The sequence below is a fragment of the Altererythrobacter sp. KTW20L genome (genome assembly GCF_023501975.1).
GTDB lineage: Bacteria > Pseudomonadota > Alphaproteobacteria > Sphingomonadales > Sphingomonadaceae > Alteraurantiacibacter.
In genome coordinates, this window is sequence record NZ_JAMFLH010000018.1 from 13,682 (window position 1) to 32,185 (window position 18,504).

Consider the following 18,504-nt stretch of genomic DNA (forward strand, 5'->3'; position numbering starts at 1 on the left):
CCGGAGTGAAAACCGCCCAACCCTCAGTGGAATGATTAAGCCAGGGCCACCCTCGCCGCAAGGGCAGGATGCCTTGAGCGCGCGCCCTCACTCCACCGGGTCGGGCAGTTCCAGCACGAAATGGGGGATGGCGACTTCGAAGCTGGAGCCGTCTTCGGCGGTGAAGCTGTAGTGGCCCTGCATCGCGCCCTGGCTGGTTGTCAGTTCGCAGCCCGAGACATAGTCGAAGCTTTCGCCCGGCGCGAGGACCGGGGTTTCGCCGACCACGCCTTCGCCATCGACCACGTTGATCATGCCGCGCGCGTCGCTGATGCGCCAGTGGCGGGTGCGCAGGCGGACCACGTCCTCCCGCCCGTTTTCCAGCCGGATGTGATAGACCCAGAACCAGCGGCCCGCTTCCACCCGCGATTGTTCGGGCATGAAGTTGACCGACACGCGAACCGTCACCCCCGCGGTGGTGGCGACATGCTGGAACAGCGAATTGAGGGCATCACGGATCATCACGATTGTGCAGCCTAACGCTATTCCCCGGCGCGACAAGGGGCTGGCGGCACTTGTCGGCAATTAGTCGATGAAGCGTGGCCGCAAATTCCAAGCCCGGCGCTACAGACCCGCCCGGGTGAAGGCCTGGTCGAGGTCCTCGATCACGTCGGCCGGATCCTCCAGCCCGACGTTCAGCCGGATCATGCCTTCGTCCACGCACATCTCGGCGCGGCCTTCGGCGCCCATGTTGTGGTGCGTGGTGCTGGCCGGGTGGCAGGCGAGGCTCTTGCTGTCGCCGATGTTGTTTGAGATATCGACCAGTTCCAGCGCATCGAGCACCTTGAACGCCGCCTCGCGCCCGCCATCGACCACGAAGCTGAAGATCGTCCCCGCCGCGTCCATCTGGCGCATGGCGAGGTCATGCTGGCTGAAGCTGGCAAGGCCGGGGTGCAGCACGCGGGAAACGCGGCTTTCGACGAACTTGCCCACTTCCAGCGCGTTCTCGCTCTGCTTGTGCGCCCGCAGGTCGAGCGTTTCGAGGCCTTTCAGCACGACCCAGGCGTTGAACGGGCTCAGCACCGGGCCGGTGTTGCGCTGGAACGGCGACAGCGTGTTGTTGATCCACTCCGCGCTGCCGCAGATGGCGCCGGCCAGCACGCGGCCCTGCCCGTCCATCAGCTTGGTGGCGGAATAGGTGACCACGTCCGCGCCGTATTCCAGCGGTCGCTGCAAGGCCGAGGTGGCAAAGGCATTGTCCACGATCGACACGATCCCGCGCGATTTCGCCAGCCCGCAGACGAAGGCCAGGTCCACGATGTCGAGCGTGGGATTGGCCGGGGTCTCGAAGAAGAAAGCCCTGGTGTTGGGCTGGATCGCCGCTTCCCACGCCGCGTTGTCGCGCCCGTCCACAATGGTGTGGGTGATGCCGAAGCGGTTCAGCACATTGGCCAGGATCCACCGGCACGAACCGAACGCAGCGCGCCCCGCCACCACGTGATCGCCTGCCGACAGCATGCACAGCAGCGAAGATGTCATCGCCGCCATGCCGCTTGCCTGGACCTTGCAGGCTTCGGCCCCTTCCATCGCCGCGATGCGTTCTTCCAGCATGGCGACAGTGGGGTTCTGGAACCGGCTGTACTGCATGCCGGTGGCCTCACCGGCAAAGCGCGCGGCAACCTCGGCGGCGCTGTCATAGGTATAGCCGCTGGTGAGGAACATCGCCTCGCTCGTCTCGCCATGCTCGCTGCGCGTGGTGCCCGCACGCACGGCGCGGGTGGCAGGGCGCCATTTCGAGGTGATCGAGCGATCGGTTCCGGTGGTTCTTTTCATGGGCGAAGCGTTTAGAAGCGCCGCGCCCCGCCCGCAAGCGGACTTGTCACACCCCTTCGCGCAACCATGCCAGCGCACCGGGTTCCGCGCCCTTGAACTTGGGCCAGCCATCGGGATCATCCGACAGCGGCGTGACCAGCAAGGCGGTGCCTTCGGGCAATTGCCACTTCAACTCGTGATAGAGCTTCGAGCGCGGCAACTCGCTCCGCACCAGCCACATGCCCGGGGTAAGCTGGTGGGCATCGCCGTGAAAAGCCATGCCGTCGGGCAACGGTGTGGTGCCGTCATGCCAGAAGAGAAAAAGAGTACGATCCATGATGAAATAACGCCTGCAACCATTTCGTGTTCCGGCAGGCCGTCCCGGAAAAGTGGCCTGCCTTTGACTTTGCCAAGCAACAGGCCGCTGCTATTCCATCACCAGCATGAGCCAGCCTCCTCCGCATCCTGCCGATCCGTGGCGCCTGCATGTGCTGCTGGCACTGGTGTTTGCCATTCTCGCCGCCGTGCGCCTGACCACCCCATCCACCCCGATGTTCGACGAGGTGCATTACCTGCCCGCCGCGCGCGCCGTGCTGGACCTGTCGCAGGCCCTCAACATGGAGCATCCGCCACTGGGCAAGCAGCTTATTGCCCTGGGCATATTGCTGTTCGACGACAATCCGCTGGGCTGGCGTGCCGCGCCGCTGCTGATGGGTGTGCTGGGGATATTCGCTGCCATGCGCGCCATGTGGTTTGCCACCTGCCGCCCCGCGCCTTCGCTGCTGACGGGGCTGTTCCTCATCACCGGCTTCCCGCTGCTGGTCCAGGCGCGGATAGCCATGCTCGACGGGATGATGGCGGGCTTCGTGATGCTGGCCCTGTGGATGTGCGCCGGGGCCGTGCGCGAGAACGAGACGGCGCGGTGGCGGCTGGCGATTGCCGGGGCGGCGCTGGGCGCGGCGATGGCGTGCAAATGGAACGCCATCCCGCTGGCCATGCTGCCGGGCCTGGCCTTTCTGGCGGCGCGGGTATGGCAGTCGCGCTGGGCGGCGCTGACCACCAACCGCGGCTGGCCCGTTGGCGGGATGACGCTGTGGGAGGCGGCCATATGGCTCGGCCTAATACCGCTGGCGGTCTATGCCCTATCCTACTGGCCGTTCCTGCTGTTCGACACCGTATCGGGCGATCCTGCGGGCCTGGTGGACCTGCATCGCCAAATGCTCGACCTGCAGACACAGGTGATCACGCCGCACCCCTACCAGTCGAACTGGTGGCAGTGGGCGGCCAATTCGCGCGCGATCTGGTATCTCTATGACATGGTGGACGGAGCCCAGCGCGGGGTGCTGATGATGGGCAACCCGCTCAGCTCACTCGTCATGTTGCCGGCACTGGCTTGGTGCGCCTGGGCCGGCGTGAAGGACGGGCGGCGCGATTGCCTCGCGGTGTTCGTGCTCTATGCCGCCAGCTTTACCCTGTGGATCGTCGCACCAAAGCCGGTGCAGTTCTTCCACCACTATTTCCTGCCGCACATGTTCGGCATGGCAGCGCTGGCGCTGGGGCTGGAGGCCCTGTGGCAACGGAAAGAGCGGCTGGTCCCCGGAGCAATCGTCCTGGGATCAGCCGCCCTGTTCTTGTGGTTCTACTCGATCCTGACCGCCGCCGCACTGGCAGGCGAACAGTCGTTCCTCGACTATGCGTGGATCGAAGGGTGGCGCTGATTAGGCAACTACCCGCTGGCCGCCACGGGGCCCTGCGATCAGCCAGACGATGAAACCGATGACCGGCAGCACGATCAGGCCGATAGTCCAGCCGATCTTGGCCGCCGTCGAAGCGCCGCTCGTCAGCACGTTGTAGATTGCATAAATGGCCAGCAGAAGGCCGATGATACCAAGAATTTCCATGACTTGCTCCTGTCTCTTGAGACGCGGTTTTACGCCGCTCTTGTCAACAGGAATGGATCGGACTGGTTAAAGGTTCCGGCTTTTCAGCGAAAACGGCCCCAGACGAACTTGCTCGAGAGGGCATAATTCCACACCGATGCCAGGACCACACCCACAAGGGCTGCGGCCCACCAGCGCCAGCCGTGGCCTTCGAGGTAGCTGCTGACCGCCACATTGGCGAAGGCGCCCACCGCGCAGGTGGCGCAGAATCCCGCCCAGCCCGCCAACAGCGCCCACGCCCCGCTCAGCTTCTTGTCGCGGTAGGTGAGCAGGTTGTTGAGCCAGAAGTTGAAGGTCATCGCCACCACGGTCGCCACGGCAGTCGCCAGGGTAAAGCCTGCAAGGCCCGTGCGGAACAGCGCCGCCAGCACCCCCATGTGGACGAACACGCCCAGGCCCCCCACCGTACCGAACAGTGCATAGCGCGTGGGGATCACCCGCCCGAGGTAGCGTTCATAGAGCCCGGCGAGGAAATCGAGCACCACGCCGTGATCGAGCTTGCTGGTGCCTTCCAGCCGTTCGGCGAAGGCCAGCGGGAATTCCTTCACGCGCAGAGGTGGGCGCGCGGTGGCAAGTATGTCCAGCATCACCTTGAAACCTATGCCGGAAAGATCGCCCGCCTGCTTGCGCAACTGGTCCGACCGGAGGAGGAAAAAGCCGCTCATCGCGTCGCTCAATTCGGTGCCGGTCAGCCTGCGGGCCAGCGCATTGGCGATCCGGCTGCCCCTCTCCCGTCGCTGGCTGGAAAGCCCCTCGGCGCTGGCGCCTGCGACAAAGCGGCTGGCATAGGCAAGGTCCGCCTCGCCCGAACGGACAGCTTCCAGCATGGCGAGCAGCAGCGCGGGATCGTGCTGGTGGTCGGCGTCCATCACCGCCACGAATGGCGCGGCGGTGGCGCACATGCCTTCGATCGCCGCACTCGCCAGCCCGCGCCGACCGATGCGCTGGATCACCCGGATGCGCGGGTCCGTCTGCCCGATCCGGCGCGCTTCTTCCGCCGTGCCATCGTGGCTGTTGTCATCGACGAACAGTGCCTCCCACCCCGTGGGGCCAAGCGCCTGTTCCAGCCGCGCCACCATCGGGGCAATGTTCCCGCGCTCGTTCAGCGTCGGCAGGACCACGGCCAGTAGCAGCGTGGTGCCGAGGCCGGGGTTGGCGGGAGGCGCAGGCGTCATGGGCACGACCTAGCGCACTGGCGCGCGATGTGAACCATAAGGTTCACAGGTCGATTACAGTCGCGCCGCCACCGCATCGCCGATTTCCGCGCAAGTGGCAGAACCGCCGAGGTCCGCACCCTTTACGCCATCGGCCAGGGCGCGGGCCACTGCCGCTTCCACCCGTGCGGCTTCCGCTTCCAGCCCCAGCGAGTGGCGCAGCAGCATGGCAAGGCTGAGGATCATCGCCATGGGGTTGGCCTTGCCCTGCCCGGCAATGTCCGGCGCGCTGCCATGAATCGGCTCATAAAGGCCCAGCGTGCCATATTGCGTCTGCCGTTCGCCCAGCGAGGCGCTGGCGAGCAGGCCGATGGAACCCACGCACATGCTCGCCTGGTCGGACAGGATGTCGCCAAACAGGTTGCCGGTGACGACAACGTCGAACTGCCCCGGATTGCGCACCAGCTGCATGGCGGCGTTATCGACATACATGTGGCTCAATTCCACATCGGGATATTCGGCGGAAACCTCGATCACCACGTCGCGCCACAGCTGGCTGGTTTCCAGCACGTTGGCCTTGTCCACGCTGCACAAACGGCCCTTGCGGCCCTGCGCGGCGCGGAAGCCGACGTGGGCGATGCGGCGCACCTCGTCCTCGGCATAGGACATGAAATCGAAGCCCTGGCGGCGGCCGTCATCCAGCACGCGGATGGCTTTCTCGCCAAAGTACACGTCGCCATTCAATTCGCGCACGATGAGCAGGTCGATCTCGCGGGCGACTTCGGGGCGCAGGGCCGACAGGTCTTCAAGGCCGGCAAACATCGTGGCCGGGCGCAGGTTGGCGAACAGCGTCAGCGCCTGGCGCAGGCCCAGGATCGCCTGTTCGGGCCGCAGGTGCCGCTCAAGGTTGTCGCAGCCCGGATCGCCCACCGCGCCGAACAGAATCGCGTCGCTCGCCTCGCAGAGTGCCAATGTCTCGGGCGGCAGGGGGTGGCCGTGCTTGCGATATGCCGTGCCGCCCACGTCCGCATCGGCCGTGGTCACGCCGTCAATGGCAAGCGCGGCCAGCACCTTCTTCGCCTCGACCATGATTTCCGGGCCGATACCGTCACCGGCCAGACATGCGATTTTCATACCTACTCCATTCGCCCGAGCATTTCCCGCAAGCGTGCGCGCGCCGCCATAACGTCTGCGCGGCGGTCGGCAAGGAGGTAGTTCTGCAAAGGCTCGGCCAGCGCGTCCATTGCCGCCAGCACGGCGGCCAGGTCGCCCAATGGACGGCCACCCTCGCCACCATAGCCCAGCTCGCGCAGCAGCAGTGCTTCATAGCCCACCAGCGCACCCGCCCAGCCGCGGGCCGATGGTGCCAGGCTGATGGCATCGACCAGCCCGCCCAGCGCGGAATGAAGGCCGGGATAGGCGTGTCGTTCGGGCAAGGCCGTGGCGGTGAGCGCACAGACCCAGCCGATCGCGGCAGCGGCCAGGGGCTCGGACAAGTAAGGCCCGCGGCTCGTCACCAGTTCCACCTTGGCAAAGGGCAACTGGCTGTCCGAGCGGGCGGACACCTGCAGATCCACCACGTTGCCGGGGATCAGCACCGGCCGCAATTGGCGCCCGCGTCCGCCTGCAATATAGGCGGCGACAAGGCCGTATTCCGCCGTCAGGAAACGCGCCACCACGGCAGTTTCGCCATGGGCACGGGCGGCGACAAGGATGGCGGGGGTGCGCAGGTGCATCGGCAGAATGCTATGCCTTAACCCGCGTCAGTCAAGCGGCTGGACTGGCTGTTCAGGTCGTGTTCTTGGCTTCCAGCGCGGCCAGCCGCGTTTCCAGCGCTTCGACCTTTTCGCGCGCCGTGGCGGCCATCTGCTTGACCGCGTCAAATTCCTCGCGGCTGACGAAATCCATGCCGCCCAGCGCCTCGCGCATGCGCTCCCGCGCGCCGTCGCGTGCCTCGCGGGTCATGCCCGCCAGGGTGCCGGCGGCCGAATTGGCCAGTTTGACGAAGTCGGAGATGATCGGGTTTTCGCTTTGCATAGAGGCTATGTGGTCCTGCGCCGTGGCGTTGGCAAGAGTTACAATTCTATCCGCTGGACCGCGTTGTTCGGGTCCATCCCGCTGGCATTCGGATTGAGGTCGAGGATCTGCCAGTTGAGCAGGGTGGCGAACAGGCACCACAGGAGATAGGGCGCCAGCAGCCAGGCCGCAGCGCGGCGCACTTTCCAGAACAGCCAGATCGTGACCGCCAAGGCCACGTCGAGCGCCAGGAGGATAGCCAGCGCCAGCTCGATATCATGCTCGGCAAAGAACACCGGCGACCAGGCGAGGTTCAGCGCCAGTTGCACCACGAAGGCCACGATAGCCCAGGGCCGCCAGCGCGCCCCCCAGGCGGCGCAGACCATGGCGAAGGACACGCCCATCATCACATAAAGGATGGTCCACACGATGCCGAAGGTAACAGGCGGCGGATAGGTGCCTGGCTTTTCCAGCGCGGCAAACCACGGATTGTCCGCCCCGCTGCCTGCCATCTGACCCGAGGCAAAGCCCAGCAGGACAACGACCGGCACGATAAACAGCGACCAGCGCAGCAGGCTGGCGCGCAATTGGCCGGGGGTAGCAAGGCGGTTCATCGAAGCTCCTGTCTGGCGCGGGCGGTTAGCCCTGCGGAATCACAAGCGCCGACTGTGCCGCTCTGTTCCCGCCGGCGCAAGCGGACCAAAGGCACGGCGCTATTCAATTTCCGCCACGTTGCGCCGAAACGAGGAATTCGACGTTGCCTTCGGTGCCCTTGATCGGGCTCTCGATGATGTCGTCGATCACCCAGCCGCCTAGTTCGAGCCAGCGGCGCACCTCTTTGCAGACGCGGTCGTGGAGTTTCGCATCGCGCACGATGCCGCCCTTGCCCACTTCGCCCTTGGCCACTTCGAACTGTGGCTTGATCAGCGCCACCAGCCGGCACTTCGGCGCGGCCAGTTGCAACGGCACTTCCAGCACCTTGGCGAGCGATATGAACGAGGCATCGCAGACCACCCAGTCGCACGGCCGGTCGATCAGCGCAGGCGTCAGTTCGCGGGCATTGGTCTGTTCCAGCACGGTGATGCGCGGATCGCCCCGCAGCCGGTAATCGAGCTGGTTGGTGCCGACATCCACCGCGAAAACATGGGCGGCCCCGTGGTGCAGCAGGACTTGCGTGAACCCGCCGGTTGAACTGCCAATGTCCATCGCCACCGCTCCGGTCGGATCGAGGCCGAAGTGCCGGATCGCCCCGTCCAGCTTCACGCCGCCGCGCCCGACCCACGGATGGTCGCGGCCCTTGACCTCGATCTCGGCATCGGCGGGCACCTGTTGGCCCGATTTCGCCACCCGCGCGCCCTTGACGAAGACCAGCCCCGCCATGACCAGCGCCTGGGCGCGGGCGCGGCTCTCCGCCAGCCCGCGTTCGACGAGCAACTGGTCGATCCTCTGCTTGCCGGGCTTGCCCGCGATGCTATTGGCGATGCTGTCTTCGCTCATGCCAGTGGCGATAGGGGGCGGCACCCGCCTGCGCCAGAGGGAATCTGGGCGCGATTTTTCCTGTCATATTCCGGGCGCAATTGGATGGACCCGAATCATGTTTTGAAGGATTGTCTTACCGATGCTTTCCCGCTCCGCCCTGATCGCCGCCAGTGCCGCCACGCTGCTTGCCGCCTGCAGTTCCGCCGATGAACCGGTGGCAGAGGATAACGCCGCAGCCGTGCCCGCCCCGGTGATGACCTCCACCCCCACACCCACTGTCGCGGCAGACGGTTCGCCGCTGGCCATGGGCAGCTGGAACATCAACGAAAGCGCGACCGGCGCTTCGGCCACCTTCGGCGAAACCAACGGCGATGCCCTCCTCACCATTACCTGCGATAGAGCCAGCAGGACGCTGTCCCTGGCGGTGAGCAACAGCACGCCCGGCAACCAGACCTTCGTGGTGGAATCAGGCGGCACGGCCGCGCGGCTCGACATGGTGGCTGATGGCAACTCCGCCCTGCCGCGCCAGGTCGCGCCGATCGCCATCGACGCGCCGGTGTTCGGTGGCTTCGTGCAGCCGGGCGGCACGATCGAGATTTCCCAACCGGGCGGCGCAACCCTGCGCGTCCCCAGCGCGCCGGGCATCCGCCGCATATTCGAGGCCTGCAGATGAAATTTAGCCGCGTTTCCCTTTCTGCCCTTGGCGTAGTCTTGCTGAGCGGGTGCATCCCGCCCGCCAGCGAGGCCCCGCCCGCGCCGATGCCGACGCCGACGCCAACTCCCGCGCCTGCGCCGGTGGTGACGCAGGCACCGCCGGTGGTGCAGCAAACGCCTTCTGTGCTGGCGCCTGTGCAGAGCAACTGGATCGACGCCCCGCAGACCGCGGGCGACTGGCGCTGGCGACGCGCCGGGAATGAAAGTGTAGCCGAATTCTCCTCGCCCGCCGGAAGTGTCATCGCGCGGTTTGCCTGCACCGCAGGCCGCGAGGTTGTGCTGGCCATGACCCACGGCAATGCTGCGGCTAGCAGCATGACGGTGCGCACCGAAACGGTGGACCGCACGCTGGCGGCAGCGCCACGCGAGGGCTGGCTGGAAACGCGGCTGGCCGCGCGCGACCCGCTGCTTGATGCCATGGCATTTTCGCGCGGCCGGTTTGCCCTGGAAGTACCCGGTGCGGGTGCGCTCTACCTGCCAGCCTATCCCGAAATCACCCGGGTTGTGGAGGATTGCAGGTAGATTTTCTGCACGCCCCGATGGGCAGGGCCGAAACACTCATTCTGACTGTGAAAAAGATAATTTCAAGCCTTGCATTGTGCGCTGCAACGATTCACATTCCACCTCAAGGCCAGCGGTACTCGCGGTCTTCGCCCCCGGTGAAACGGCCCCGGTAAGACGGGTTAGGGTGTTGGCTTAATAGCGCGAAAGGAGGTGATCCGATGTCTCATGGTTCAGCAAGGGGGTCGGTTAGTTTCCGCACGGAGCATTGTCGGGCATAATTGCCTGGCAGAGGCTTTCGTGAGCGGACCTTCCGGCCGCTGACCATGCGAAAGGCGATCTCGCTCCGGCGGGGTCGCCTTTCTCATTTATGCGTTCCGCAGCACTGCGCCTTATGCCCCCCTTTCCCTCCTGCCCTTCCCGCGCTAGGCACTGACCAAACCGGTCTCAAACTTTACGATAATTTCATTTTCCTTTTGGCAATTGAAATTATATAACGCTGCCACTGCCGCATCAAGGAACACCCGATCATGGCGACCCTCGCCGACGCCCCCGCCCTCGAAATCGCCCGCCTGCCCCACCCTGCCCCGATGAAGGCCGACGTGCGTGAAACGGTGATTGCCGATCCGGGGTTCGGGCGGGTGTTCACCGATCACATGGTGACGGTGGACTATGTCGAAGGCGAAGATGGCGTGGGGGGCTGGCACAATGCCGTGCTCGGCCCGCGCGGGCCCATCCCGCTCGATCCCGCCGCATCGGTGCTGCACTATGCGCAGGAGATTTTCGAGGGGCTGAAGGCCTATGCCCTCGCCGATGGGTCGATGGCGCTGTTCCGCCCCGACCAGAACGCCAAGCGTTTCAACGCTTCGGCCCGCCGCCTCGCCATGCCGGAAATTCCGGAAGAGCTGTTCATCGAGGCCTGCCGCCAACTGGTGCTGACCGATGCGGACTGGTTTCCCAAGGTCGAGGGCGGCTCGCTCTACATCCGGCCCTTCATGTTCGCGACCGAGGCCTTCCTCGGCGTGCGTCCGGCCAAGCAGTACAAGTTCGTCGTCATCCTCAGCCCGGCGGGCAACTACTTCAAGTCGGGCTCGCCTGCCGTGTCGGTGTGGGTCAGCGAATATACCCGCGCGGCACCCGGCGGCACCGGCGCGGCCAAGTGCGGCGGCAACTATGCCGCCAGCCTGGTCCCCACCGGCGAAGCATTTGCCCATGGGCATGACCAGGTGGTCTTCCTCGATGCCGAGGAACGGCGCTGGATCGAGGAGCTGGGCGGGATGAACCTGTTCTTCGTGTTCGACGACGGCACGCTGCTCACTCCGCCGCTGTCGGGCACGATCCTGCCCGGCATCACTCGCGACAGCCTGCTGACCCTGGCACGCGAGGAAGGCCTGACCGTGCGCGAGGAACGCTATGGCATCGACCAGTGGGAGGAGGACGCGCGTTCGGGCCGCCTCTTGGAAACCTTCGCCTGCGGCACGGCGGCAGTCGTCACGCCCGTGGGCCGGGTGGCCGGGCGCGAGCATGACTTCACCATCGGCACGGGCGGTCCCGGCCAGCTCACCGGCAAGCTGAAGCAGCGGCTGGTCGATATCCAGCGCGGCGCGGCGGAAGACCGCCACGGCTGGGTGATGAAGATCGCCTGATGCCGACTTCAAGGCTTGGGCCTGTTCCGCGCCATTGCGCTGGTCGAAGGCGTGACCACGATCGCGCTGTTCCTTGTTGCCATGCCGCTCAAGTACTGGGCGGGCAATCCAGTGCTCGTGCCGCCGGTCGGCATGGCGCACGGGGTGGCATGGGTTGGCTATGTCGTGGCGATGGCCGTGTGTCTGCCGGGCAGGGGCTTTTCGCTGTGGGAATGGGTGCGCACTTTCGTGGCGGCGCTGTTCCCCTTCGGCACTTTCCTCAACGACGGACTGGTGCGGCGCAAGATGGCGGCGCGGGTTACCGCCTGAAGATCAGCCTTCGAGGTCGTTCCAGCGCCATGCCTGCTGGCCGCGCCGCTGGCTGTCTCGCAGCATCGTTTCGCCCAGTGCCAGGGTTGCTTCGAGCGCTTCCCGATCGACCGGAGCGCCGGTCACCACCTGCCGCGCGGCACTGGACAGCAGGAACAGATTGCGCCGCGTCTCGCCCTCGTCAGCCACGCTGACGGCGACGCGCTGGCTGCCTGCGCTGAGCATATGCTCGCCCGCCGCGATGCCGGTGAAGCTGTAGGAGCCATCGGCGCCCGTTACCGCCTGCGCCGCGCCCAGTTCCAGCGTTACGCCCGCAGCCGGAGCGCCGCGCTGGTCATAGACCTTGCCCGAAACGTCACCGGCCATGGCGGGCAGGCTGATGGCCGTTGCGGCAAGGGCAGCGGCGAGGAAGGCGAAACGGCGCATGGGCAACTATCCGGTTGCGGGGGCGACTCGATGCCGCGCCTCGATTGTCCGCCACAGCCGATCAATGTGACGGGAGTGTTACAACGGGCCGCGCCTTCTGCCCTCGCCTCCTGCGCCGGATCATGCTTTATCGCGCCTGTGACGGATGATCGGGCAAGCATGGAAGCGAGCGCAGGTGCGCGACTGGCGCTGCTGGGCGAGAGCTATCTGCGGCTTACCGGCCAGTCGCTTTGTACCGGCGATGTGTGGGACGCGCCGCTCGCCGTAGTGGCCCACGGCACCCAAACGCCGCCTATGTTCTTCTTTGCCAACCGGCTGGCGCTCGATCTTTTCCGCATGACGCCAGCGCAATTCATCGGCCTGCCCAGCTACAAAAGCGCCGAACCCGCCCTGCGTGAGGAGCGTGCGGCGATGCTCGCAAGGCTGGAGGCGCACGACGTGGTGCACGGCTATAACGGCGTGCGCATTGCTGCCGATGGCACGCGGTTCCGGATCGAGGATGCAGTGATATGGAACCTCGTCGACGAGGCGGGCGTGCGGCTTGGACAGGCGGCGGCGTTTGGTACCTGGACTATGCTTTAAGCCACACACCCTTTCCCGGCAGCCGCTCGCGGTCATGCGGAGTGGCAAGGTCCAGCTCCGGTCCCACGGCGACGATGCCGTGCTTGTCGGCCAGTTCGTAGTAACCGCGCCTGATCTGGTCGAACAGCACCGTGTCCGCCACCGGACTCGTCACGCCCTCCCACTGGTACAGTTCGCGCAGGTAATTGCGCAGGGCCGGATAGTCCTCGATTGCCCGCCGGTTGCATTTGAACGCGCCGTGATAACCCACGTCGAACCGCACCAGCGTGGTGAAGGCGCGCCAGTCGGCCTCGGTCAGCCATTCGCCCGCCAGATAGCGGTGCGCGGCAAGGTGCGTTTCCATCTGGTCCAGCATGGCGAAAACGCCCGCCACCGCTTGGTCATAGGCGGCCTGGGTCTTGGCGAACCCGGCGCGATAGACGCCGTTGTTGAGCGCGGGGTATATCGCCTCGTTCCAGCGGTCGATACGGGGTCGCAGGGACTCGGGACAGAAGTCCTGCCTGTCGCCCGTGATTGCGTCGAAAGCAGAGTTGAGCATCCGGATGATATCGGCGCTTTCGTTGTTGACGATGCGGCCGGTCTGCTCGTCCCACAGCGTCGGCACGGTGACCTTGCCGGTCAGGTGCGGATCGTGCGCGGTGTAGAGCCGGTGGAGCGGGAAGCCGCCCTCCACCCGGTTGCCGAACTGGTCATGGGAAAAGACCCACCCCTCGCTCCGGATACCGGGCAGGGCCCAGCTGATCGCCACGACATCCTCCAGCCCCTTGAGCACGCGGTAAGCCGTGGTGCGGCTGGCCCAGGGGCAGACGGCGGCGACCCACAGGCGATAGCGGCCCGCCTCGGCGGGATAGTCCGCGCCGGGTTCGGGCGAAATCCAGTCGCGGAACCTGCTTTCGGTGCGGCGGAACTGTCCGTCCTCGCCCACTTCTTCCGCTGCGGGCGCGCTGTCGCGCCATTCGCCATTGTAGAGTTGTGCCACGCTTGCTCCTGTCAGGCCTTGACCACTTCGATCACGCTGTGACCGGCGGGATTGGGGGTGAAACGGTCGATGGCAAATCCGGTTGCAGCGAACAGCGCCTCGAAATCGGCCAGCTTGCGCTCGCGCCCCGTGTCCCACACCATCATGGCCACATCGGTACTGATGCTTTCATCGGGGCGCGGCTCGTCGCTCAAGACATGGTCGATCACCGCCAGCCGCGCGCCGGGGTTCATGACGCTGCGGATGTTACCGAGTATCTGTCGGCACTCGTCATCGTGCCAGTCATGCAGGATCTGCTTCAGGGTATAGAGATCGGCGGAAGGCACGCTTTCGAAGAAACTGCCGCCCACGATCTCCACCCGCTCGCCCAGCCCCGATGCTTCGACCTGGGGACGCGCGAGCGCGACCACCTCGGGCAGGTCGAACAGCACGCCCCTGGTGCCGGGATATTCGCGCAATATACCCAGCAGCAGTGCGCCCATGCTGCCCCCGATATCGGCCACGGTTTCGAACGGCTGGAAGCGGTGTTCGGCAAAGATGAAGCGTTCGATCCGGCGGGTCATGAAGCTCATGAAATTGCCGAATGCCTCGGCCATGTCCGGATGCGCGTGGAAATGGGCGAAGACCGGCGCGCCGAACTGCAGCTCGAACGGCGTCACCCCCTGGCGCAGCCCCGGCAGCAGCTTGGTGGCCGCCGCAGTGGATACCTCGGTATTGGCAAAATAGCCCGCCGCCTCGGCCATCAGCGCAGTGCGCTTGGTCGCCACATAAGCCCCGCCAGCGTCCCGCTCGATCAGTTCATGGGCCAGCAGGAAATCAAGGATCCGCCCAAGCTGCGGCGCAGGCAAGGCGCCCGCCTTGGCCAGTTCCGCCAGCGTGGCCGGCCCCTCCAGCAGCCGCGCGGTAATCCCCGCCCGGTTGGCGAGGTTGATCGCCGCAGTGCCGAAAATGGCATTGTTGAGCCAGTTGAACACATCGTCGGCGCTGTCGAAGTTGCGCCCGATGGCGCGCGAATCTGTGGTCAAGCCCCGGTCTCCCTCGGAGGCCACGCTATGCGCTGGCGGCGGCCAAGGCAAAGCCTCATGGCCCCCAAGTATCGCTTGCTTGAGCCGCGCGGCGCGGCCACCCATCATGGCACCAGCACAACCACTTGCAGGAGCCAGCGCCCATGTCCGATGTCTACATGCCCCCCAGGGTCTGGACCAACGAGGCCGACAACGGCGGCCAGTTTTCCGCCATCAACCGCCCCACGGCAGGCGCGCGCGAGGACAAGGAGCTGCCCTTGGGCGAGCACCCCTTCCAGCTCTATTCGCTCGGCACGCCCAACGGCGTGAAAGTGACGGTGATGTTCGAGGAGCTGCTGGAAGCAGGCTTTTCGGAAGCAGAATACGACGCCTGGCAGATCAGGATCTTTGCAGGCGACCAGTTCTGGTCAGGCTTCGTCGATCTCAATCCCAATTCCAAGATCCCCGCCCTGCTCGACCGCTCTGGCCCCGAGGCCTTCCGCGTGTTCGAAAGCGGCGCGATCCTGCTGCACCTGGCGGAAAAATTCGACTACCTCCTGCCAAAGACCAATCCCGCTCGCGCCGAATGCCTTAGCTGGCTGATGTGGCAGATGGGCAGCGCGCCCTTCATCGGCGGCGGGTTCGGGCACTTCTATGTCTATGCCCCTGAACGTTACGAATACCCGATCAACCGCTATGCGATGGAAACCAAGCGCCTGTTCGACGTGGCCGACCGGCAGCTGGCGAAAACAGAATACTTGGCGTGCGCGGACTACACAGTGGCCGACATCGCCGCCTATACCTGGCTCGGCAACCTGTTCCACGGCGCCTACAACCGTTGCGACGTGTTCCTGTCACTGGATGAATACGAAAACGTCGCCCGCTGGGTCCGTGCGATAGACCGGCGCCCGGCGGCGATCCGCGGCCGACTGGTCAATACCCAGGCCATGCCGGAACGCCACTCGGCGGCCGATTTCGACAAGGTGGAAGACCGCAGCCTGTTCGATCCGGTGCGGACGCGGCCGGACGCGCTGTAATTCCTCCCCGATACGGGGAGGGGCACCATCCGCAGGATGGTGGAGGGGCGCGCCCGGCCTGCCCCTCCACCACTACGTGGTCCCCCTCCCCATTCTGGGGAGGATCACATCAATACCGGACCGTCGCCTCGACCCCGTAAACCCGTGGCCGCGCCTTGAACACGAAGCCGCCGGGCGAGAATTCGGCGTTGTATTCCTCGTTGAACAGGTTGGTGGCAAAGGCGTGGAGGCCCCAGCTTTCCCCTTCCACGCCGACCCGCGCGTTCACCAGCTCGATCGGATCGCGCACCGTGGTGTTGGGCACGTCCCACCAGGTCTTGCCGGTGCGGCGATAGTCAACCCGCAGCAGGGCATCCAGATCGTTGCTGATCGCCGGGTTGTACTGCAGCCCGAGGTTGATGGTGGACCGGCTGATCAGCGGCGCCTCGTCGCCGATGGCGGCCGCGTCGGGGAATTCCTTGATGTCGCTGTAGGTCAGGCCATAGGCGGCGGTCAGCGCCAGGTCGCGGCTGGGGCGCAGCATGGCTTCGAATTCCGCGCCCTGGATTTCCGTCTTGGGCACGTTGCCGAGGTTCTGGGTGGAGTTCGCCGCCAGGAACACAAAGAAATAGCTGTTCTTCGAAATCGTGCGATAGGCCGCCGTGTTGAAGCTCAGCATGTTGTCGAGCAACTGGAGTTTGGCCCCCACTTCGAAGGTGTCGGCGGTTTCGGCCTCGTAGATGTCGTTCACGCCGACAATCCCGTTGCCCGCCGCAATCGCGCCAACCCCGGTCTGGTTGAACCCGCCCGACCGGAAACCGCGCGAATAGCCGCCGTACAGCGTCACCTCCCTGCTGGGCGTAAAGGTCAGCGTGACCTTGGGCTGCCAGTCGCTGAAACTCTCGGTCCGCAACTCGCCGCTGACCGCCGGCGGGAATCCGGGCACGTTGGGCAGGAAGCCCGGCGGCGTCAGCGTGGTGTTCTCACGGTGATCGTGGTCATAGCGCAGCGACACGTCAGCCCGGAACTGGTCAGAGAATTCGTACCCCAGGTTGCCGAACAGCGACCAGGCCACATTGTCCTGGCTGTCGGCCAGGAACGAGGTCTGGGGATTGAGCGGATTGGTGCTCGGCACGCGATAGACCGGGAACACGCCCGCGCCCGTATCCAGCATGTTGCCGGTCGAGATATAGCGTTCGGTGGCGATGAAATAGCCGCCGAACATCCAGAACAGCGGCTGGTTGTCGGGCGATTGCACCCGCAATTCCTGGCTGAACGCCTCGACATCGAGGAACTGGCTCTGGTTCAGGTCGAACCCCAGCCCCAGCCCGAAACCGAACGGCGAATCCGCAGGACGGAAGAAGAAGCTTTCCTCGATCGGGCGGAAATCGAAGGCATCGCCGGTGAGGATCTCCTCCAGCCAGTCATAGCTGGTGACAGAGGTAACGGTGAAATTGTCATTGGTGAAGGCGATCCGCGCCGACACATTGTAAATGTCGCGATCGTTCTGCCCGGCATTGTTGACCCGCACCGGCAGGCTGGTGTCGTTCACATCGGTGACGATGTTGAAATAGAGCGCCTGGGTGCGCAGCTGGTCCATCGAAGCGCGCAGGTCGAGCTCGATATTGTCGTTGAGATCGAACAGCAGCCGCCCTCTCAGGCTCAGGTTCTCGACCGGGTCGGCATCCTCGTTGAGGAAGGTGTTGGGGATATAGCCATCGGTATCCTGCCACGATCCCGAAAGGCGGAAGCCGCCGTCCTCGCCCAGCGGACCGCTGATCCCGCCGCGCAGGAAATAGCCGAAACCGTTGTCCACGCCTGCGGTCATGCTGCCTTCCAGCGTGTCGCCCGGTTCCTTGGTGGTGACGATGATCGCCCCGCCGATGGCATTGCGGCCGTAGAGCGCGCCCTGCGGCCCTTTCAGCACCTCGATCTGTTCGATATCGAACAGTGCCTGGTTGAACTGCGCCGGGTTCACCTGCTGCACCCCGTCCACCACCACGGCTACCGAAGGTTCGGAATTGCGCGCCTGGGTGATGCCACGGATGATGATGAAGGCGTTGCCCGCGTTCTGGGTTTCGACCAGATTCACGTTGGGCGTCAGGTTGACGAAATCGGCCGGCCGGATGATCCGCGCATCCTCGATCGCCTGCGATGTAAAGGCGGTGATGGCTGCGGGCGTATCCTGCAGGGCATCAGCGCGGCGCAGGCCGGTGACCACGATGGTATTGCCCGCGTCGCTGGCCTCCGCTTGGCTATCCTGTCCAAGCGCGGGAACCGACCAGGCCGATCCTGCAACAGCCCCAGCAACAGCCATTGCCAGCAACGATGATGCCGCGCGCAGCGGCCGAGCCTTCAATCCCATCTGATCCTCCCCGGAACGATTGTTTTTATGCGCGCTTTATGCCGCATTGCGGACAGATATGCCACGCACAATCGGCCCTTCCCATCTGGGCCAAGGGCTCTATATGGGCGGCACCCTGCCCTGATGGGCCGCTGGGGCGTCGCCAAGTGGTAAGGCACCGGTTTTTGGTACCGGCATTCGCAGGTTCGAATCCTGCCGCCCCAGCCAGCATTTGCTGGCCAGGTAAGTATCTGAAAATCAATGAAAATGACTGCGTATAAAAACACCGTGGCTACCGGCGTGGAACCCTGCCTTGGCCACTTGTGAACTGGTATGATTCGTCGGGCTCGCGATTGCAAGATTTGCGCGAGCGGAATCCACAGGTAATGCCATGCTGCTGCGCGTGGAACCGATTAGAAAATTCGGCTGCTTTGCGCCCTAAAATCAGTCGTTAGAGCGCAGTTGCCTACTTCCCCGAAAGTGGACGTCAGTTGGAAGCTACTGCAAGGGGTCGGACACCAGTCATGCGCAACTGACGCGCCTGATGAGAAGAAGCATTTGCGTTGAATTAGATACACGCGGCGCTGGTCGAGGTGGGACCAC

21 protein-coding genes and 1 tRNA gene are annotated in these 18,504 nt (G+C 64.9%); 8 read left to right on the forward strand and 14 right to left on the reverse strand.

The genetic code is table 11. The features are described from left to right. Positions 1-87 precede the first annotated feature (87 nt). The 3 genes from apaG to M3P36_RS14645 form a co-directional block, all read right to left on the reverse strand. Positions 88-501 carry a Co2+/Mg2+ efflux facilitator ApaG/CorD gene (apaG, locus tag M3P36_RS14635; protein WP_249704466.1) on the reverse strand — a complete coding sequence of 138 codons (414 nt, stop codon included), beginning with the start codon at positions 499-501 and terminating at the stop codon, positions 88-90. A gap of 102 nt (positions 502-603) precedes the next feature. Then, on the reverse strand, positions 604-1,812 hold the full coding sequence (locus M3P36_RS14640; protein ID WP_249704446.1) for a trans-sulfuration enzyme family protein: 1,209 nt from the start codon (positions 1,810-1,812) through the stop codon (positions 604-606). A gap of 46 nt (positions 1,813-1,858) precedes the next feature. Further along, complete coding sequence (locus tag M3P36_RS14645; protein ID WP_249704447.1) at positions 1,859-2,128, reverse strand: hypothetical protein; 270 nt, start codon at positions 2,126-2,128, stop codon at positions 1,859-1,861. Between the two features lie 106 nt (positions 2,129-2,234). Between M3P36_RS14645 and M3P36_RS14650 the strand changes: the two genes are divergently transcribed. Continuing rightward, positions 2,235-3,509 (forward strand): phospholipid carrier-dependent glycosyltransferase, encoded by a 1,275-nt coding sequence (locus M3P36_RS14650; RefSeq protein WP_249704448.1) that lies wholly within the window; start codon positions 2,235-2,237, stop codon positions 3,507-3,509. Here M3P36_RS14650 and M3P36_RS14655 read toward each other — a convergent pair whose 3' ends face one another. The 7 genes from M3P36_RS14655 to M3P36_RS14685 all read right to left on the reverse strand — a co-directional run bounded on the left by M3P36_RS14655 (position 3,510) and on the right by M3P36_RS14685 (position 8,398). Further along, positions 3,510-3,692, reverse strand: coding sequence for a PLD nuclease N-terminal domain-containing protein (locus M3P36_RS14655; RefSeq protein WP_249704449.1), 183 nt, complete (start codon positions 3,690-3,692; stop codon positions 3,510-3,512). It lies immediately after the preceding gene. A gap of 83 nt (positions 3,693-3,775) precedes the next feature. Continuing rightward, positions 3,776-4,906: a glycosyltransferase family 2 protein gene (locus tag M3P36_RS14660; protein WP_249704450.1), complete on the reverse strand. Its 1,131-nt coding sequence runs from the start codon at positions 4,904-4,906 to the stop codon at positions 3,776-3,778. Positions 4,907-4,960: 54 nt separating this feature from the next. Then, positions 4,961-6,019: a 3-isopropylmalate dehydrogenase gene (leuB, locus tag M3P36_RS14665; RefSeq protein ID WP_249704451.1), complete on the reverse strand. Its 1,059-nt coding sequence runs from the start codon at positions 6,017-6,019 to the stop codon at positions 4,961-4,963. A 2-nt stretch (positions 6,020-6,021) separates the two neighbouring features. Then, positions 6,022-6,621, reverse strand: a complete 600-nt coding sequence (gene recO, locus M3P36_RS14670) for a DNA repair protein RecO (protein WP_249704452.1) — start codon at positions 6,619-6,621, stop codon at positions 6,022-6,024. 52 nt (positions 6,622-6,673) lie between these two features. Next, complete coding sequence (locus M3P36_RS14675; RefSeq protein ID WP_249704453.1) at positions 6,674-6,922, reverse strand: accessory factor UbiK family protein; 249 nt, start codon at positions 6,920-6,922, stop codon at positions 6,674-6,676. Between the two features lie 38 nt (positions 6,923-6,960). Beyond that, the gene (locus M3P36_RS14680; protein ID WP_249704454.1) at positions 6,961-7,515 is read right to left on the reverse strand and encodes a TspO/MBR family protein; all 555 of its coding nucleotides are present in this window, start codon (positions 7,513-7,515) and stop codon (positions 6,961-6,963) included. A 103-nt stretch (positions 7,516-7,618) separates the two neighbouring features. Continuing rightward, a complete protein-coding gene (locus M3P36_RS14685; RefSeq protein ID WP_249704455.1) occupies positions 7,619-8,398 on the reverse strand; it encodes a TlyA family RNA methyltransferase in 780 nt (259 codons plus the stop codon). Between the two features lie 121 nt (positions 8,399-8,519). Here M3P36_RS14685 and M3P36_RS14690 point away from each other — a divergent pair, with 121 nt between their 5' ends. The 4 genes from M3P36_RS14690 (at position 8,520) to M3P36_RS14705 (ending at position 11,550) form a co-directional block, all read left to right on the forward strand. Then, a complete protein-coding gene (locus tag M3P36_RS14690) occupies positions 8,520-9,053 on the forward strand; it encodes a hypothetical protein (protein WP_249704456.1) in 534 nt (177 codons plus the stop codon). Beyond that, entirely contained in the window at positions 9,050-9,616 is a 567-nt protein-coding gene (locus M3P36_RS14695) for a hypothetical protein (RefSeq protein ID WP_249704457.1), read from the forward strand. Before M3P36_RS14690 ends, M3P36_RS14695 begins: the two co-directional genes overlap by 4 nt. A gap of 509 nt (positions 9,617-10,125) precedes the next feature. Then, complete coding sequence (locus tag M3P36_RS14700; RefSeq protein WP_249704458.1) at positions 10,126-11,241, forward strand: branched-chain amino acid aminotransferase; 1,116 nt, start codon at positions 10,126-10,128, stop codon at positions 11,239-11,241. A gap of 15 nt (positions 11,242-11,256) precedes the next feature. Continuing rightward, positions 11,257-11,550 (forward strand): DUF3817 domain-containing protein, encoded by a 294-nt coding sequence (locus M3P36_RS14705; protein ID WP_249704459.1) that lies wholly within the window; start codon positions 11,257-11,259, stop codon positions 11,548-11,550. Between the two features lie 3 nt (positions 11,551-11,553). Here the strand turns inward: M3P36_RS14705 and M3P36_RS14710 are convergent, their stop codons facing one another. Then, entirely contained in the window at positions 11,554-11,976 is a 423-nt protein-coding gene (locus M3P36_RS14710; protein WP_249704460.1) for a carboxypeptidase regulatory-like domain-containing protein, read from the reverse strand. 159 nt (positions 11,977-12,135) lie between these two features. On the opposite strand from M3P36_RS14710, the gene M3P36_RS14715 reads away from it, so the two are divergent. Beyond that, a complete protein-coding gene (locus M3P36_RS14715; protein ID WP_249704461.1) occupies positions 12,136-12,558 on the forward strand; it encodes an MEKHLA domain-containing protein in 423 nt (140 codons plus the stop codon). On the opposite strand, the gene M3P36_RS14720 is transcribed toward M3P36_RS14715, so the two are convergent. Beyond that, a complete protein-coding gene (locus M3P36_RS14720) occupies positions 12,548-13,537 on the reverse strand; it encodes a glutathione S-transferase family protein (RefSeq protein WP_249704462.1) in 990 nt (329 codons plus the stop codon). The two genes, M3P36_RS14715 and M3P36_RS14720, sit on opposite strands and share 11 nt — an antisense overlap. A gap of 11 nt (positions 13,538-13,548) precedes the next feature. After that, a complete protein-coding gene (locus tag M3P36_RS14725) occupies positions 13,549-14,562 on the reverse strand; it encodes a methyltransferase (RefSeq protein ID WP_249704463.1) in 1,014 nt (337 codons plus the stop codon). Between the two features lie 143 nt (positions 14,563-14,705). On the opposite strand from M3P36_RS14725, the gene yghU reads away from it, so the two are divergent. Continuing rightward, entirely contained in the window at positions 14,706-15,578 is an 873-nt protein-coding gene (yghU, locus tag M3P36_RS14730) for a glutathione-dependent disulfide-bond oxidoreductase (protein ID WP_249704464.1), read from the forward strand. A gap of 109 nt (positions 15,579-15,687) precedes the next feature. Here yghU and M3P36_RS14735 read toward each other — a convergent pair whose 3' ends face one another. Beyond that, positions 15,688-17,922: a TonB-dependent receptor gene (locus M3P36_RS14735; protein WP_249704465.1), complete on the reverse strand. Its 2,235-nt coding sequence runs from the start codon at positions 17,920-17,922 to the stop codon at positions 15,688-15,690. Positions 17,923-18,054: 132 nt separating this feature from the next. On the opposite strand from M3P36_RS14735, the gene M3P36_RS14740 reads away from it, so the two are divergent. Next, positions 18,055-18,129 (forward strand) — tRNA-Gln (locus M3P36_RS14740). Positions 18,130-18,504: the final 375 nt, after the last annotated feature.

Bases quoted from the DNA above. Each gene is read 5' to 3' on its own strand.
- apaG (WP_249704466.1), bottom strand. From the start codon at position 501: ATGATCCGTGATGCCCTCAATTCGCTGTTCCAGCATGTCGCCACCACC.
- M3P36_RS14640 (WP_249704446.1), bottom strand. From the start codon at position 1,812: ATGAAAAGAACCACCGGAACCGATCGCTCGATCACCTCGAAATGGCGC.
- M3P36_RS14645 (WP_249704447.1), bottom strand. From the start codon at position 2,128: ATGGATCGTACTCTTTTTCTCTTCTGGCATGACGGCACCACACCGTTG.
- M3P36_RS14650 (WP_249704448.1), top strand. From the start codon at position 2,235: ATGAGCCAGCCTCCTCCGCATCCTGCCGATCCGTGGCGCCTGCATGTG.
- M3P36_RS14655 (WP_249704449.1), bottom strand. From the start codon at position 3,692: ATGGAAATTCTTGGTATCATCGGCCTTCTGCTGGCCATTTATGCAATC.
- M3P36_RS14660 (WP_249704450.1), bottom strand. From the start codon at position 4,906: ATGACGCCTGCGCCTCCCGCCAACCCCGGCCTCGGCACCACGCTGCTA.
- leuB (WP_249704451.1), bottom strand. From the start codon at position 6,019: ATGAAAATCGCATGTCTGGCCGGTGACGGTATCGGCCCGGAAATCATG.
- recO (WP_249704452.1), bottom strand. From the start codon at position 6,621: ATGCACCTGCGCACCCCCGCCATCCTTGTCGCCGCCCGTGCCCATGGC.
- M3P36_RS14675 (WP_249704453.1), bottom strand. From the start codon at position 6,922: ATGCAAAGCGAAAACCCGATCATCTCCGACTTCGTCAAACTGGCCAAT.
- M3P36_RS14680 (WP_249704454.1), bottom strand. From the start codon at position 7,515: ATGAACCGCCTTGCTACCCCCGGCCAATTGCGCGCCAGCCTGCTGCGC.
- M3P36_RS14685 (WP_249704455.1), bottom strand. From the start codon at position 8,398: ATGAGCGAAGACAGCATCGCCAATAGCATCGCGGGCAAGCCCGGCAAG.
- M3P36_RS14690 (WP_249704456.1), top strand. From the start codon at position 8,520: ATGCTTTCCCGCTCCGCCCTGATCGCCGCCAGTGCCGCCACGCTGCTT.
- M3P36_RS14695 (WP_249704457.1), top strand. From the start codon at position 9,050: ATGAAATTTAGCCGCGTTTCCCTTTCTGCCCTTGGCGTAGTCTTGCTG.
- M3P36_RS14700 (WP_249704458.1), top strand. From the start codon at position 10,126: ATGGCGACCCTCGCCGACGCCCCCGCCCTCGAAATCGCCCGCCTGCCC.
- M3P36_RS14710 (WP_249704460.1), bottom strand. From the start codon at position 11,976: ATGCGCCGTTTCGCCTTCCTCGCCGCTGCCCTTGCCGCAACGGCCATC.
- M3P36_RS14715 (WP_249704461.1), top strand. From the start codon at position 12,136: ATGGAAGCGAGCGCAGGTGCGCGACTGGCGCTGCTGGGCGAGAGCTAT.
- yghU (WP_249704464.1), top strand. From the start codon at position 14,706: ATGTCCGATGTCTACATGCCCCCCAGGGTCTGGACCAACGAGGCCGAC.
- M3P36_RS14735 (WP_249704465.1), bottom strand. From the start codon at position 17,922: ATGGGATTGAAGGCTCGGCCGCTGCGCGCGGCATCATCGTTGCTGGCA.